This window comes from Pseudomonas sp. ASL3, assembly GCF_056680425.1.
Genome location: NZ_CM155281.1, coordinates 3,349,767 through 3,364,329, shown reverse-complemented (window position 1 = coordinate 3,364,329; position 14,563 = coordinate 3,349,767). Strand labels below are relative to the sequence as shown.

At 60.2% G+C, this 14,563-nt stretch carries 14 protein-coding genes; 6 read left to right on the top strand and 8 right to left on the bottom strand.

Annotation, left to right across the window (positions count from 1 at the left end):
• Positions 1-201: 201 nt before the first annotated feature.
• Positions 202-1,353: an MFS transporter gene (locus tag AC1MEE_RS15535; protein WP_480410497.1), complete on the top strand. Its 1,152-nt coding sequence runs from the start codon at positions 202-204 to the stop codon at positions 1,351-1,353.
• 11 nt (positions 1,354-1,364) lie between these two features.
• Here AC1MEE_RS15535 and AC1MEE_RS15530 read toward each other — a convergent pair whose 3' ends face one another.
• On the bottom strand, positions 1,365-2,198 hold the full coding sequence (locus tag AC1MEE_RS15530) for a PhzF family phenazine biosynthesis protein (RefSeq protein ID WP_480416240.1): 834 nt from the start codon (positions 2,196-2,198) through the stop codon (positions 1,365-1,367).
• Positions 2,199-2,401: 203 nt separating this feature from the next.
• Positions 2,402-3,835 (bottom strand): MocR-like pyridoxine biosynthesis transcription factor PdxR, encoded by a 1,434-nt coding sequence (pdxR, locus tag AC1MEE_RS15525; protein ID WP_480410496.1) that lies wholly within the window; start codon positions 3,833-3,835, stop codon positions 2,402-2,404.
• 424 nt (positions 3,836-4,259) lie between these two features.
• Here pdxR and AC1MEE_RS15520 point away from each other — a divergent pair, with 424 nt between their 5' ends.
• On the top strand, positions 4,260-4,334 hold the full coding sequence (locus tag AC1MEE_RS15520) for a hypothetical protein (RefSeq protein WP_480416239.1): 75 nt from the start codon (positions 4,260-4,262) through the stop codon (positions 4,332-4,334).
• Between the two features lie 125 nt (positions 4,335-4,459).
• Here AC1MEE_RS15520 and AC1MEE_RS15515 read toward each other — a convergent pair whose 3' ends face one another.
• Both AC1MEE_RS15515 and AC1MEE_RS15510 read right to left on the bottom strand, forming a co-directional pair.
• Positions 4,460-5,239 carry a DUF899 domain-containing protein gene (locus AC1MEE_RS15515; protein WP_480410495.1) on the bottom strand — a complete coding sequence of 260 codons (780 nt, stop codon included), beginning with the start codon at positions 5,237-5,239 and terminating at the stop codon, positions 4,460-4,462.
• Between the two features lie 155 nt (positions 5,240-5,394).
• Positions 5,395-6,357 carry an alpha/beta hydrolase gene (locus AC1MEE_RS15510; RefSeq protein WP_480410494.1) on the bottom strand — a complete coding sequence of 321 codons (963 nt, stop codon included), beginning with the start codon at positions 6,355-6,357 and terminating at the stop codon, positions 5,395-5,397.
• 152 nt (positions 6,358-6,509) lie between these two features.
• Here AC1MEE_RS15510 and AC1MEE_RS15505 point away from each other — a divergent pair, with 152 nt between their 5' ends.
• Positions 6,510-7,343 (top strand): AraC family transcriptional regulator, encoded by an 834-nt coding sequence (locus AC1MEE_RS15505; RefSeq protein ID WP_480410493.1) that lies wholly within the window; start codon positions 6,510-6,512, stop codon positions 7,341-7,343.
• A gap of 97 nt (positions 7,344-7,440) precedes the next feature.
• Positions 7,441-7,830, top strand: a complete 390-nt coding sequence (locus AC1MEE_RS15500) for a cupin domain-containing protein (RefSeq protein WP_480410492.1) — start codon at positions 7,441-7,443, stop codon at positions 7,828-7,830.
• 207 nt (positions 7,831-8,037) lie between these two features.
• Here AC1MEE_RS15500 and msrA read toward each other — a convergent pair whose 3' ends face one another.
• Genes msrA through msrB form a run of 3 tightly spaced genes read right to left on the bottom strand, consistent with a single transcriptional unit; the run spans position 8,038 to position 11,128 of the window.
• Positions 8,038-8,754, bottom strand: coding sequence for a peptide-methionine (S)-S-oxide reductase MsrA (msrA, locus tag AC1MEE_RS15495; RefSeq protein ID WP_480410491.1), 717 nt, complete (start codon positions 8,752-8,754; stop codon positions 8,038-8,040).
• Between the two features lie 39 nt (positions 8,755-8,793).
• Entirely contained in the window at positions 8,794-10,596 is a 1,803-nt protein-coding gene (locus tag AC1MEE_RS15490; protein WP_480410490.1) for a cytochrome c biogenesis protein DipZ, read from the bottom strand.
• 16 nt (positions 10,597-10,612) lie between these two features.
• Positions 10,613-11,128, bottom strand: coding sequence for a peptide-methionine (R)-S-oxide reductase MsrB (gene msrB, locus AC1MEE_RS15485; protein ID WP_480410489.1), 516 nt, complete (start codon positions 11,126-11,128; stop codon positions 10,613-10,615).
• Between the two features lie 170 nt (positions 11,129-11,298).
• On the opposite strand from msrB, the gene AC1MEE_RS15480 reads away from it, so the two are divergent.
• Positions 11,299-12,018: a response regulator transcription factor gene (locus AC1MEE_RS15480; protein WP_480410488.1), complete on the top strand. Its 720-nt coding sequence runs from the start codon at positions 11,299-11,301 to the stop codon at positions 12,016-12,018.
• A complete protein-coding gene (locus AC1MEE_RS15475) occupies positions 12,019-13,488 on the top strand; it encodes a sensor histidine kinase (RefSeq protein WP_480410487.1) in 1,470 nt (489 codons plus the stop codon).
• A 99-nt stretch (positions 13,489-13,587) separates the two neighbouring features.
• Here the strand turns inward: AC1MEE_RS15475 and AC1MEE_RS15470 are convergent, their stop codons facing one another.
• The gene (locus AC1MEE_RS15470; protein WP_480410486.1) at positions 13,588-14,493 is read right to left on the bottom strand and encodes a LysR family transcriptional regulator; all 906 of its coding nucleotides are present in this window, start codon (positions 14,491-14,493) and stop codon (positions 13,588-13,590) included.
• Positions 14,494-14,563: the final 70 nt, after the last annotated feature.

Genomic DNA, 14,563 nt, shown 5'->3' with positions numbered 1-14,563 from the left:
TCTGATGGCAGTCAGACCGCATCAAGCCATTCGCAGGCAAGCCTGCTCCCACAGAAGGTATGCGGTCCTCTGTGGGACCAGTTCAGCTTGCCTGCGAAAACGGTAGTTGATCCGACGCGAAACATTTGGTTAAGCCGCGAGCTTTGTTAGGCTACGTCGATTGCCAGGTCGGACCCGCCTGACGTTTTCGAAGGACGCTGCATGACTTCCATCAACATCGCTGCGCCGGTTATCCCTGGACGGCTGGAGCAGCTTTCCACGCGTATCGCGTTTTTTATCGCCGGTTTCGGCGTCGCCGCGTGGGCACCGTTGGTGCCTTATGCCAAGGCCCGTGTCGGGCTGGATGACGGCACCCTCGGTCTGTTGCTGCTGTGTCTTGGTGTTGGCTCGATCATCGCCATGCCGCTGGCGGGGGTACTCGCTGCCCGGTTCGGTTGTCGCCGTGTATTGGTCGTATCGAGCGTATTGGTCTGTCTGTGCCTGCCGTTGCTGGCGGCGGTCTCCAGCCTGCCGTTGCTGGTGGCGACGCTGTTTCTGTTTGGTGCAAGCATGGGCGCACTGGACTGCACGGTGAATATTCAGGCGATCATCGTTGAGCGGGCCAGCGGCAAGACCATGATGTCGGGCTTTCATGGCCTGTTCAGCCTGGGTGGAATCATCGGCGCAGGGGGCGTCAGCGGTTTGCTCAGTGCGGGCGCTTCGCCGTTGATCGCGATGTGGGTGGTGGTTGCGTTTATCGTCATTGCCCTGCTCAGGGCCTCGCCGCACTTCCTCACCTACGGCAGCGAAAGCGATGGCCCGGCGTTTGCCGTACCCCATGGCGTGGTGCTGTTTATCGGTCTGCTGTGCTTTACCGTGTTCCTGACTGAAGGCGCGATGCTCGACTGGAGCGCGGTGTTCCTCAGCTCCATGCGCGACGTCGATCCTTCTTATGCTGGTTTGGGCTATGCGCTGTTCGCCCTGACCATGACCCTCGGCCGGTTTTTTGGCGATGCCATCGTTCGCCGGGTCGGGGCCAATCGCGTGATCATTCTCGGTGGCCTGTGCGCCGCGGCGGGGCTGGCACTGGCCACGCTGGTCCCTGCCTGGGAAGCGGCGTTGCTGGGTTATGCGCTGGTCGGTGCCGGGTGTTCCAACATTGTTCCGGTGCTTTACAGTGCCGTCGGACGACAAAAGGTCATGCCAGAAAACGTTGCCGTCCCGGCCATCACCACGCTGGGTTACGCCGGTATCCTTGCCGGTCCGGCGCTCATTGGCTTCATCGCTCACGCCAGCAGCCTGAACCTGGCCTTCCTGATCGTTGCCGTGTTGCTGCTGGGTGTGGCGGTGAGTGGTCGCATCTTGAAGGTCTGAGCCTGTACAGCTTAAAGCGTGCGCGCCGTGCCAGAGACCCGGATCGAACTGCCGATGGTCGGCGAGATTTCAGCCCGCAGGCGTGAGCGACTGCCCATGTCTTCGCCCTGCACGATGTCGATAACGCCCGAGTGGGGCCAGCCGATATCCCTGAGATAACCGCCCAACGCTGCCGTTGCCGCGCCGGTGGCCGGGTCTTCGTAGATGCCGCCGAAGGCAAAGGGGTTGCGGGTATGGAAGCGTTGCTCGGTCTCGGCGTAAACCAGCAGGATCGTTACCAGACCGGCCCGAACCATCAATTCGCGACCGGTGTTGAAGTCGTAACGCATGTCGCGCAGTTTTTCCCGACTGTCGAGCGCGAGCACCAGGTGCTGCGCGCCGCCATTGATCAGCGCTGGTGGAATGCGCAGGTCAAGATCAGCCTCACTGTAGCCGAATAGCGCCAGCACCTCGTTCAGCAACGCCGGATTGACCGCTGCGCTGTGGGTCGGAGGGGATTGCAAGGCGGCTGAAACCAATGAACCCTGCTGGTGGCCTTCTACCGTGATCTGCGCGTCGTTGAGCGTCAGGTTGAACACGCCATCGCCCTGGATTCCGGCCAATGCTGCACCGAGGGCGATGGTGGCGTGACCGCAAAAGGCGACCTCCGCCTGTGGCGAGAAATAACGCACACGCCAACCGTTATCGATGGGTGCGGCGAATACCGTTTCGGAGAAGCCGACCTCGGCAGCGACCCGTTGCATGGTCGCTTCGTCCGGTAGCTCCGCGCCGATCCAGACACCGGCAGGGTTGCCGCCCTGATCGCCATCCGAAAAAGCCGCCAGTTTGAGAATGTCCGCTGTCATGTTCACTCGACCCTGTCCTTTGAGATGATGCGGACAGTGCCTGAAACAGTGACGGTCCGCGGAGGAGGGCAGTGTCATCGATTCTCGAGTCTGCCCGCCAACCAATAGTGCTTATGCGATACATCTGGGGAATTGATCAGTGATCGGCTTCCATCAAACACGAATTTCGGGGAAATTACCGGGTCCAATGCGCCGAAGACCATTCAATTCATCTGTATGAGAATGTCGCGCACGCCGTCCAGCGCCGGGTCGATGTCCAGCGTTTCAATGGCGCCGTAGCCAATCAGCAGGCCCTGAATCGGGTCGCTGTTGTGATAGCAGGGTGCGAGTGAATAGAGACCGATCCCGGCCCGTCGGGCGCGCTCCACCAGCAACGGAATATCGACGGTCACTTTACAACTCACGGCCAGATGAATCCCGGCGTTCGACGGCAACGGTTCGAACCACGGGCTCAAGTCGCCATTGAGGCGCGCCAGAATCCGCTCGCGTCGGTTGGCATAGACCTCATGGCAGCGGCGGATATGTTTGAGCAAATAGCCCTCGTTGATGAACTTGGCCAGCGCCCATTGGGTGAAGGTCGCGGTATGCCAGTCGGAAAGGCGCTTGGCAATGCTGACCGCTTTCAGGATCGCGGGGGGTAACACGGCGTAGCCCAGGCGCAACTCGGGCAGCAGCGATTTTGAAAAGGTCCCGATGTAGGCGACCACGCCTTGGCTGTCCATGCTTTGCAGGGAGTCGGTAGGGCGACCTTCATAGCGGAATTCGCTGTCGTAATCGTCTTCGATGATGATCGCACCCAGTTCCCGAGCCCGGGCCAGCAAGGCCTTGCGACGAGCAACGCTCATGGGCATGCCGAGCGGAAACTGATGAGACGGGGTGACATAAATCAACCGCGTGCCATCGGGGATAAGCTCACTGCGAATGCCTTGCTCGTCCACGGGCACCCCGGTGACCCGGGCGCCTTGAGCGGAGAACAACAGGCGTGCGGGTGGGTAGCCGGGTTCTTCCATGGCCACCAGGCAACCCGGTTCGATCAACACTCGCGAGATCAGGTCCAGCGCCTGCTGGGCACCGCTGGTGATCACCACATCGTCCTCCACACAACGCACACCCCGTGAGAACGCTACATGCCGGGCGATTCCTCTACGCAGTTCGAGCAAGCCTTCCGGCTGGTTGTACAGCCCGCGCGAACGGCTGGTCTGGCGCAGCGCAAACAGAATGCAGCGCCGCCATTCATCATGGGGAAACAGGTTGCTGGCGGGCGTACCGCCGAGGAACTCGAAACGCAGGGCGGGTTGCTCGCCGTGGTGAGTCAATGGCGAATACCGGCCGCGCCACTGTTCGACCACCGTTGCACTGGCCAGCTCCGACTCGCTCAGACCGGGTTGCTGCCGGGGGATCCTGGTGTTGATGAAGGTGCCGACGCCAACCCGGCCGGACAACAGATTGTCGTAGGTCAGGCGGTTGTACGCCTCGGCAACGGTCTTGCGCGAGACCCCCAATTGCTCGGCCAGCAGCCGTGTTGGCGGCAGTTGTATGCCAGGGCCCAGTTGTCCACTTTCAATCCCTTCACGCAGTTGCTGATAAAGCTGCTGGGCCAGCGCTTTCTTTCCCTCGATGACGATGTGTAGTTCCATGTGGGGCTCAGGCCTGCGATGAATGGCAGCTTATGTTCGGCAGAGTCGATCACCCTGATGTGGCTGACGAGCGTATTCGCCTGCTTGAGTGAAGTAGAGCCCATCGCATCATGTATCGCCTGCCGATAGGCGGTAATGCAGCCGGGGTTGCTGCTGGCCGAGGTTTTGCCTTTCCTGAGCTGAACCTGCGCGCCTATTTATCCTTTTTGACCTTGCCGGTACGGAGGAAATCAAAATAGAAATTGACGGCCCCGAGCACGGCAATGGAGATCAAGGCAAACATGCAGATTTGAATGTTGCTCATGATGAATCCCCACGCTATCTGAATGCGATTAATAATAATTAATCCAAAAAGCCGCAGAAGGGAACGAGCTTTACCCGAGCTTTACAGAGCCGATCGAGGTATTTATCCAGGTGTTACGCGGTGATCAAAGCCCAGATACCCACGGCACTGGCGATGCTGGTGGTCAATATCGTGCTGTTGTATGTATTGATGTGATGTTCTAAATCCCCTGCAGGAGCTGCCGAAGGCTGCGATCAACCGCGACGCGGTGCCGGAACCTTATCGCAGCCTTCGGCAGCTCCTGCAAATCGAGGCGGCTGTTGAGCCTGGTCCATAAAGCGTTAGGGCGCAGGTGCATCGGCTCCGCAGCAACCGGAATCGCTGTCGGCCGCTACGCCTTCATAGCGGTCGTGATGCCGCACCCAGTCCATGTTGCCTTCCTCGTTGCGACCTTTGGGCGTGAGGTCGAGGAAGTTGTAAGCGCCGACCAGCATGTCCAGGCCCCGGGCATAGGTTGAATAGGTGTGGAAAATCTCACCGGAGGCATCCTTGTAGAACACGCTCAGGCCGGGCATTTCCTCGCCGGGATCCTTGCTGGTCTCGTAGTTGTAGATGACGTTGCCAGCGTCGATCTGCTCGCGCGTGGGCGAGACCTGGAAGTCGTCATTGAAATCGCTACCTGCCGACGACACCCAGTTGAACGTCCAGCCCATGCGGCGTTTGAACGCCAGGAATTCAGGCCATGGTGCATGGGAAACTGCCACCAGCGAGACGTCGTGATGGGCCAGGTGCAGGTTGGCACCATCGAAGTGGTCGGCCAGGAATGAGCAGCCATGGCAACCTTCCTTCCAGCCAGGACCGAACATAAAGTGGTAGATGACCAGTTGGCTGTTGTGGCCAAACAGTTCGGCAAGGGGCTGTTTGCCATTCGGGCCTTCGAACCGATACACCTTGTCGACCTTGACCCAGGGCAGGGCGCGACGCTCGGCGCTGAGTTGGTCGCGCTGATGAGTGAAGGCTTTTTCGTGGAGCAGGTGCTGTTTGCGCGCCGCCAGCCATTCTTCGCGCGACACGACGTTAGGCTGTTCCACGTTCGCTTGTCTGACAGAACTGGTACTCATAAGGTGTTCTCCTTCTGCTTGACGTTGCCTTGTCGAGGGTGCGCGGGCGGTTGCCTGCGCCACGGCGGCAGTCATGTATCTACCTTGTAGTCGTTTGACCGACGTGTAGATCGACAGGTTGTGGTGACAAAGACAAGGAGTCGACGAGCGGTGCGCTACCCAGCCGCAGTGTTCTGGCTGGGCACTGAAGGTTTCGATATCGGGAGCGCAGCATTGACCGACGGGCTACCGGACTTCAGCAGCGCTTCAATCGCCTGGCTATACGCTTCGCGGCCGAGATTCATGCTGTTGTTATGCGTGCCGCCTGGGACCAGCAGCAAGCGTTTTGGCTCTTGCGCCGCCTGATACAGCTCTTCACTGAAGCGAGAGGGCACATAGGGATCGTCCGTGCCGTGCACGATCAGCAGCGGCATGTGAATGTCGGCGATTTTGTCGATGGAGTCGAACTTCTGCGACAACAGCCAGCGCACCGGCAACGACGTTTTGGCGACAGCCGTCGCCACATCGGCCAGGGTGGTGAAGGTCGATTCGATAATCAGGCCCCGCGCCTGCTTTTTGCCGCCATCACGTTCAGCGTCGCGACCCAGTTCGGCGGCGAGATCAATCGCCACTGCGCCGCCCAGCGAATGGCCATAGATCAGGCGTTTATTGGCCTCGGGTTGCAGGACCTTCAGGCGCGCCCAGGCGATGCGCGCATCTTCGTACACTGTGGTCTCCGACGGCAGCGGCCCCTGGCTCTGACCGAAGCCCCTGTAGTCGATGGCCAGCACCGAAAAGCCCATTGCGCGCAATTGCTCGATGCGGAAAAACTGGCCGGTCAGGTTCCAGCGTGTCCCGTGCAGGTACAACACCGCTGGCGCATCGGCTTGAGCCGCCGGCCACCACCAGGCATGAATGTTTTGCGAATCGCCGAACGTCGGCGCCTTGAGTTCGAACTCTTGAACGTCGGCGGGCAAGCCGTGGTACCAACTGGCGATGCCTGGCTCGATCTGGAACAGTAGCGTGCGTTCTTCGTGCTTGAGCGCTGCGCAGCTCACCGGTAGACCGACGATTACCAGCGCCATAAGCAGCAGGATTAACCGTCGGGCTTTGAGGCGCGAGAAAAGTAACGTCGGCATGGCAGTTCCGCGCCGGGGGGCGTCAGTCGATGGGTTGGTATTTTGCGCAAGCAGCTGTTCGACGTAAATCACAAAAACGCGAGCTTTGGCAAAGTAAATCAAGAACGTGTTATCAGTAGTGCCATTCGTACCTTCGATCCTGAGTCTTCACCATGGGTAAACACACAATCGGCGATTCATCCGTAGTGGCGGGAAAAGACTGGGTGCTGCGCGCCACACAGTCGCCAAAGCTGGAGCGGATTGAAGCTTTCTTTCACGGCCATGGCTATGAGATGCATCGGCACGATACCTACGCCATCGGCCGGACCTTGTCCGGTGTGCAAAGCTTCAATTACGGCAAAAGCCTGCAGCACAGCTTGCCTGGCCGGACCATGGTGTTGCATCCCGATGAGCCCCATGACGGACACGCCGGCACCAAGGATGGTTTTCACTACCGGATGTTTTATCTCGAGCCGGCCCACCTGCAGCAGGTGCTGGGGGGCAAACCGTTGCCCTTTATCAAGGGCGGGATCAGCGGCGATCCGGGTCTTTTCGCGGCGACTCAGGTCTTGCTTCAGGACATGGCCAGCGCGATCGATCCGCTGGAAATGGACGATGCCTTGTTCGACCTGGCCACGGCGCTGCAAGCCGCGTCGGGCGTGCGCACGGCCAGGCAAATCGCGGATTATCCGGCCGCGCAAAAGGCGCGTGAATTTCTTCTGGCTTCATGGCAACACAACGTCACCCTCAGCGAGTTGGAGGCAGTGAGCGGGCGGGATCGCTGGCGCCTGTCGCGGGATTTTCGTGCGCTGTTTGGCACCAGTCCCTACCGTTACCTGACCCTGCGCCGTCTCGATCAGGTTCGGCGCGTGATGACTCAGGGCCATTCGCTGACCGATGCAGCGGCGATAGCCGGGTTCTCCGATCAAAGCCATATGACTCGGCATTTCGTCAGGGCCTACGGCATTTCACCGGGGCGCTGGTTGAAGATGCTTGGTGCTCGATAGCGGGCGTCGCAATCGGCTCAAGGCTGCAAGATCGTACAAGACGAGGCCAATCTCGACCTCTTAGGCTCAGGGTTCATTGACCTTGGGAAGCATCGCCATGCACACGGAACCCTCCAGCCAGACCCCGTATAAAGCCATCAATCTTGCTGAAAAGCTCAGTCTGTTCAGTGAGCACTGGACGCCCAAAGTCGTTGCGCATATGAACGATTACCAATTCAAGGTGGTGAAAATTCAGGGCGATTTTGTTTGGCATTCTCACGCCGATACCGATGAGACATTCATCGTCCTGGACGGCCAGTTGCGTATCGATTTTCGTGATGGCGCGGTGCTGCTGTCGGCTGGCGAACTGTATGTCGTGCGCAAGGGTGTCGAGCACAAACCCTACGCCGAACATGAAGTGAAACTGATGCTGATCGAGCCAACCGGCGTGCTCAATACCGGGGCCGAGGGCGGCGACAGGACGGCGCAGAATGATGTGTGGATCTGAGGGTTGGTTGTGTCAGGCCGTTCGCAAAACAAATTCGCTCTCATCAAGAAGCCTGTAAATCATTGAAAAATAAGATATAAATTTTAAGTCGGGCACCGATCCCCTGTAGGAGCTGACTTGTCTGCGAAGGCCATTCAACGCGGTGTGCCTGACAGATCGCGCCGTATGGTCTTCGCAGACAAGTCAGCTCCTACAGACTCTGAGTGATCATTTACCCACAAGCACCGGATCAGCGCGATAAAGGGCTGGTTCCATCTGCTTGAGGTTCTCCACTTTCGGCAGGTCGTTGATGGCGATGTAGGGGCTGCTCGGGTGCAGGGTCAAGTAGTTCTGGTGGTAGTCCTCGGCGGGGTAGAAGCGCTTGTTGTCTTCAATCCGGGTGACAATCGGTGCGTTGAATACCTTGGACCCGTCGAGTTGCGCGATGTACGCCTTGGCGATTTTTTCCTGCAGTGGGTTCTGCGGGAAAATCGCCGACCGATATTGTGTGCCGCTGTCAGGTCCTTGCCTGTTCAGTTCGGTCGGGTTGTGGGCCACCGAGAAGAAGACTTGCAGCAGACGCCCGTAGCTGACTGTCGTCGGGTCGTAGGTGATCTGTACCGACTCCGCGTGCCCGGTGTCGCCAGATCCGACCTGTTCGTATTCTGCCGTGTTCGCCGCGCCGCCCGCGTAACCGGACACCGCGTTCTCTACGCCGCGCACATGCTGGAACACACCTTGAACCCCCCAGAAACACCCACCGGCGAATACGGCCACCTCGCTATGGGCGGTGCCGGCGGGCTCATCCAGGGTGGGCGGGGCGATGGCGACGGCCTTTTCGGCCGAGCACGCTGATTGGAGCGATAACCCCACCATCAACGCGACTGCGCCCGCGCAACTCAGCGCCAAGCTCAATTTAGGTTTACCAAATCTGTAGGTACTCATGTCTTTCATCCTCACTTTCAACTGCCTGAAGTGTCGTGATCAACCGAACGTGAACGCATAGGCCTGTACGCCGGGGTCCAGGAATTCAATATCAAAGGTGCGATCGGTAACGGGACCGGTCTGGCGCACCAACTGGTAAAGGCGCTGCGCTGTCACCGTACCGTCACCATTGGGGGATATGTCGGTGCCATGATCTTTGCCGGGTGCGGCGCCATCGATGCTGACCCGAAAGCGTACGGGTTTGCCGTTCGGTCCGGGGCCGAGGACCAGATGCAGGTCCCGCGCATGAAAGCGATAGACGATACGGCCGGGCGCATGTTCAAGGATCACCTGCTCGGGTTTGGCGGTCCATTGGCCGGCCAGGCCCCATTGGTTCAGGGTTGGTTGCACCGGGGCGGCGTAGGTGTGGGCCTTGTCGGTCACCTGATCGCCAGCCGACGCGAAGTTCTCCGCACGTTGGTAACCCAGATAGGTTTCAGGCGAGCCCACCTCGGCAGCATCCGCACTTTGCTGGACGCCTTGAGCGTCGGCGATGACCACGTCTTTGGAAACGTTGTTGTGGCCGGCTTCGCTCAGTAATTGCTGGATCACTTGCTCTGATTGCGCGTAATCGCCCTCGCCAAAGTGGTGGTAGCGAATCTGTCCCTGCGCGTCGATGAAGTAGTGCGCAGGCCAATATTGATTGTTGAAGGCGCGCCAGATGGCGAAGTCGTTGTCGAGGGCAACCGGGTAGTTGATGCCCAGATCATGTACCGCCTTGCGCACATTGTCGAAGTCCCGCTCAAAGGCAAACTCAGGCGCATGCACGCCGATCACCACCAGACCCTGATCATGGTATTTCTTCGCCCAGGCGTTGACGTAAGGCAGGCTGCGCAGGCAGTTGATGCATGAGTAGGTCCAGAAATCGACGAGCACGACCTTGCCCTTCAGGTCTGCGGCGGTCAGCGGTGCAGAGTTCAGCCATTTGACCGCGCCGGAGAGGTCGGGCAACGCGCCTTCGACGGGCAAGTTCAGCGGTGAACGGGCGACGTTGTTCAGGCCCACCTTCATCATGCTGTCGCTCGTTTCATGAGAGGGGGCTTGAGCCTCAGGCGCGACGACGGCGACTGGTGGTGCGGCGGGCGAGAACCTATCCAGCAGCCTTTGTTCAAGCCCGGCGGTTGCCACGGTGGAGACTTTGGTCAGCAGGCCCGTATCGAGGCCCAGTGCGATCGCCGCGACACCGCAGAGCATCGCCGCGCCCAGACCGCGACGCAGCCATTCGCCAGCGCCTAGCGAACGCTTCATCGCCGTGAACAATTTGCCGCCAATCAGCAGGGCAAGCGCCAGCGACGTAGCAGCCCCGGCGGCGTAGGCCAGCAGCAGCAAGGTCGTGCCGACACTGGCACCGTGCAAGGCCGCGCCGGTCAGCACCAGACCGAGGATCGGCCCGGCGCAGGGCGCCCACAACAGCCCCGTGGCAACCCCCAGCAAAAACGAGGACTTGACGCTGGACGTACCCTGCGCGGTGCGTGCCGAGTTGGACAGACGATCACCCATCGACACCAGCGGACGGGTCAAGCGATCAGCCAAATGCGGGAACAGCAGGGTCACGCCAAAGAACGCCATCAGCGCAATGGCCAGCCAGCGTCCATATTGGTTGGCCTGCACCACCCAGCCACCCCCGATGGCCGCCAGGGTGGCGACCGCAGCGAAGGTCAACGCCATGCCACACAACAGTGGCAACCCACTGCGCCGGAACGGTTCACCGGAGCGGGCGAAAACGAACGGCAGCACGGGCAGAATGCAGGGGCTGAGAATGGTCAGCACACCCCCCAGGTACGACAAAATGATCAATAACATGGCGGAGAATCCTTTTTCAGGCCTGACCTGGAGTGAACGTCAAGGCGACGCCGTTCATGCAGTAGCGCAGTCCGGTCGGTGCGGGACCGTCATCGAATACGTGGCCGAGATGGCCACCGCAACGCCGGCAGTGCACTTCGGTGCGGTCAACCCCAAGCGAAGTGTCACGGCTTTCCGCGACGGCATGCTCGAGCGGGGCGGTGAAGCTTGGCCAGCCCGTGTGACTGTCGAACTTGGTGCTGGAAGAAAACAACGGGAGCTGGCAACCGGCACAGGCAAAACGACCTGTGCGATGTTCATTGTTGAGCGGGCTGCTGCCGGGGCGTTCGGTACCACTTTCACGCAGCACCTCGAATTGGCTGGGCGTGAGCAGTACGCGCCACTCAGCTTCGGTGTGGGTCACCTCGAAGACTTCACCAGAGCCGGTCGGCATGGCAGGTGTCGCGGCCAGGGCGCGCCAGTTGAGCAGTCCTGTTGCCGCCAGGGCGGTGCAAGCACTGCCGTAAAAAACAAACCACCGTCTGGTTATCATAGTGTTCACTTGGAGGGAGTTAGCGTGCCGTCATTGTTTTGCGCAGACAGTCGCCAAGTCCTCACGCAAAGTTAAATTAATTGTGATGAATGGACTCGCTGGAATCTTGCACAATGAGCGTCCTGGTGCATCTTCCGTGCGCCGGAGCAACTCACTGCAGAAGGCTGATAATGGATGTGCCCAAGCGCGTATTGATCGTCGAAGATGACATGAACCTCGCGGGCTTGCTGCGCCTGCATCTGCAGGACGAGGGCTATGCCGTGACCCATTGCGCCGACGGCAATACGGGGCTGGCACAACTTGAGCAGGGCGGCTGGGATGCCCTGATTCTGGACTTGATGCTGCCGGGCGTGGACGGTCTGGAAATCTGCCGACAGGCGCGTGCCATGGCGCGCTACACGCCGATCATCATCACCAGCGCCCGTTCCAGCGAGATGCATCGAGTACTCGGGCTCGAACTTGGCGCCGACGATTATCTGGCCAAGCCGTTTTCGATGCTGGAGCTGGTGGCGCGGGTCAAGGCGCTGTTGCGCAGGGTGGATGCCCTGGAAAAAAACCTGAGAGCCGTCGCCGGCAAGATCGAGCTTAACGGGCTGTCCCTCGACCCGGTGACGCGCCAGGCAGAGGTCGATGGCAAATACCTCGAACTCACCCCGCGTGAGTTCGACCTGTTGTATTTCTTTGTCAAAAACCCCGGGAAGGTCTTTTCCCGCATGGATTTGCTCAACCAGGTGTGGGGCTACAAGCACGATGGCTATGAGCATACCGTCAACACCCACATCAATCGCCTGCGGGCCAAAGTCGAAGTCGATCCGGCGGAGCCGAGCCGCATCCTGACCGTTTGGGGGCTGGGCTATCGGTTTTCGCCGGGACCGCGTGAGGCACCCTGAATGAACCTGACGCTGTTACAGCGCCTGTCCGTGGCGTTCGCGATCTTGTTGCTCGCGTGTTGCGGGGCTTCGGCCTGGCTGCAGATCCGCGCTAACGACCTGCATGAAAAAGAGGTGGTGCAAGGCTTGTCGCTTGGGTTGGCCGAGAGTATCGCCCGGGATAACAACATGATCGGCGCCGGCAATCTCAAGATTGAGGACATCCGCGTGCTGTTCAGCAAGCTGATGAACGTCAACCCCAGCGTCGAAGTTTATCTGCTCGATAGCGCCGGGCACATCACCGGTGATGATGCGCCGGCCGGTCACTTGAAGCGCGATCGCGTCGACCTCAAACCCCTTCATAGCCTGCTGGAAGGACAGCCGCTGCCGATCCTCGGCGACGATCCGCGCAGTGTCGACGGGCAAAAGGTCTTCAGCGTCGCCGCGTTGCATGTTGGCGACCATGATCTCGGCTACATCTACGTGGTGCTGTTGGGCGAGGCGCACGACCGACTTGCTGCTCAGGTAGCCGCCAGTTCGGTGTTGCGCACGACGTTGTGGTCCATGGCGCTGGTCGCGCTGCTTGGCCTGGTGGCCGGGTTGATGGCTTTCCGGCTGATTACCCGGCCATTGCGGCGGCTGACCGACACCATGCGCGACTTCGATACCGAAGCCGAGCCGGTTACCTTGCCGCTGGTGCCGACAGCCGAGGCCAGTCGGCGCGACGAGATCGCCGTGCTGGAGGCCAGCTTTGCCCAGATGGCGGCCCGGATTGCCGAGCAATGGCGCACCCTGACGCAACTGGACCAGGACCGGCGCGAACTGGTGGCGAATATCTCCCATGACTTGCGCACGCCTCTGGCATCGCTGCATGGTTATCTGGAAACACTGTCGTTCAAGGGCGCGGCGCTCAGCGAAACCGAACGTCAGCGCTATCTCGCCGTGGCGCTGGCGCAGAGCAACACCGTGCGCCAACTGGCGCAGGCCTTGTTCGAGTTGGCCAGGCTTGAGCATGGCGCTGTTCAGTTGCTCATCGAAGACTTTTCGCTCACCGACCTGATACAGGACGTCTTTCAGAAGTTCGAACTGATGGCCGAGGAAAAACAGTCGCGGCTGGTGGCGGTATTGCCGCGCTCGTCGTCCATGGTCTCGGCCGACCTGGGCTTGATCGAGCGGGTGCTGACGAACCTGATCGACAATGCGATCCGGCATACGCCATCGGGCGGCACCATTGAGGTGGCGCTCAAGTATGAGGCTGACAAGGTGATCGTCACAGTGAGCGATACCGGGCCGGGTATTCCCGAGCAACTGTTGGAAAGCCTGTTCCGGCGTCCATTCAGCCAGGCGGGTGACCGTCGCTCCGGGGGGCTGGGTCTGCTGATCGTGCGCCGCATTCTGCAGCTGCATGGCTGCGAGATTCAGCTGGTATCAGCACCGGGTAAAGGCGCGACGTTCTGCTTCGAATTGCCGACGAGCCCCAGAACCCTGTAGGAGCTGACTTGTCTGCGATAAGGGCCGAAGGACCTTCCAGCGATATCGTGTCCAGCCCATTTACGACTGCTTCGCAGCCGATCGCAGACAAGTCAGCTCCTACAGAATGTGCTCCTCGGCCGTCTTCGGCATCAAGGTCGCAATCAATGCGCGCACGGTGCCCGGCAGAGCGTCCAGTTCGCGAACCAGAATACTGCGCTCGCGAATTGCCCAGGGTTCGTCAAGTTCGACGATTGCCAGCTCCATGGTGCGGCGGTGCCGAACGGCGGCAGACTCCGGGATGATGCCGATGCCCACGCCGGCTTCGACCATCCGGCAGATGGCCTCGAAGCTGGACATCTGAATCCGCAACGACAGGTTCAGCCCCAGCCGCTCCACATGATCACGAAGAAAACTCAGCAGCGTGCTGCCTTCGTGCAGGCCGATATGCTGGAAGGCCAGGGTCTGTTTGAGGGTCACCGGTTTCGGCCCGGCAAGTGCGTGCCCCACCGGTACAGCCAATACCAGACGGTCGGTGCTGAAGTGCATCACCTGCAAACCGGCGGCTTCCACCGGGCCGGCAATGATGCCCATATCGGTACTGCCATCGAGCACGCCCCGCACGATATCCCGCGACAGGCGCTCTTGCAGATCGACGGTCACCCCAGGCCGTTTCGCCAGAAAGCCTGCCAGCACTTCCGGCAGAAACTCGGTCACCGCCGTGGTGTTGGCGAAGATCCGGATGTGCCCGGCCGAATCGGTGCCGTAACTGGTGAATTCAGACTTCAGGTAATCCACCTGGCGCATGATCAGCCGCGCGTGCTTGAGCAAGCGCTGACCCGCAGGCGTCAACTCCACGCCACGGCTGTCGCGGTACAGCAGGCGGGTATCGAGTTGGCTTTCCAGGGCCTTGATCCGGGCGCTGGCGGCCGCCGGTGACAGAAACGCACGTCGGGCGCCCTGGGTCAGGCTCGGCGATTCGCCAATGTGGATGAACAGGCGCAAGTCGGCCAGATCGAAGTGCATAGTCGTCTCCAGAGATGCCGTGAGCGTTCAGCATATATGAACGCGGGCTTACGAAAATGCAAATTCTCAG

Coding starts and splice junctions, on each gene's coding strand:
- AC1MEE_RS15535 (WP_480410497.1), top strand. CDS start 202: ATGACTTCCATCAACATCGCTGCGCCGGTTATCCCTGGACGGCTGGAG.
- AC1MEE_RS15530 (WP_480416240.1), bottom strand. CDS start 2,198: ATGACAGCGGACATTCTCAAACTGGCGGCTTTTTCGGATGGCGATCAG.
- pdxR (WP_480410496.1), bottom strand. CDS start 3,835: ATGGAACTACACATCGTCATCGAGGGAAAGAAAGCGCTGGCCCAGCAG.
- AC1MEE_RS15515 (WP_480410495.1), bottom strand. CDS start 5,239: ATGAGTACCAGTTCTGTCAGACAAGCGAACGTGGAACAGCCTAACGTC.
- AC1MEE_RS15510 (WP_480410494.1), bottom strand. CDS start 6,357: ATGCCGACGTTACTTTTCTCGCGCCTCAAAGCCCGACGGTTAATCCTG.
- AC1MEE_RS15505 (WP_480410493.1), top strand. CDS start 6,510: ATGGGTAAACACACAATCGGCGATTCATCCGTAGTGGCGGGAAAAGAC.
- AC1MEE_RS15500 (WP_480410492.1), top strand. CDS start 7,441: ATGCACACGGAACCCTCCAGCCAGACCCCGTATAAAGCCATCAATCTT.
- msrA (WP_480410491.1), bottom strand. CDS start 8,754: ATGAGTACCTACAGATTTGGTAAACCTAAATTGAGCTTGGCGCTGAGT.
- AC1MEE_RS15490 (WP_480410490.1), bottom strand. CDS start 10,596: ATGTTATTGATCATTTTGTCGTACCTGGGGGGTGTGCTGACCATTCTC.
- msrB (WP_480410489.1), bottom strand. CDS start 11,128: ATGATAACCAGACGGTGGTTTGTTTTTTACGGCAGTGCTTGCACCGCC.
- AC1MEE_RS15480 (WP_480410488.1), top strand. CDS start 11,299: ATGGATGTGCCCAAGCGCGTATTGATCGTCGAAGATGACATGAACCTC.
- AC1MEE_RS15475 (WP_480410487.1), top strand. CDS start 12,019: ATGAACCTGACGCTGTTACAGCGCCTGTCCGTGGCGTTCGCGATCTTG.
- AC1MEE_RS15470 (WP_480410486.1), bottom strand. CDS start 14,493: ATGCACTTCGATCTGGCCGACTTGCGCCTGTTCATCCACATTGGCGAA.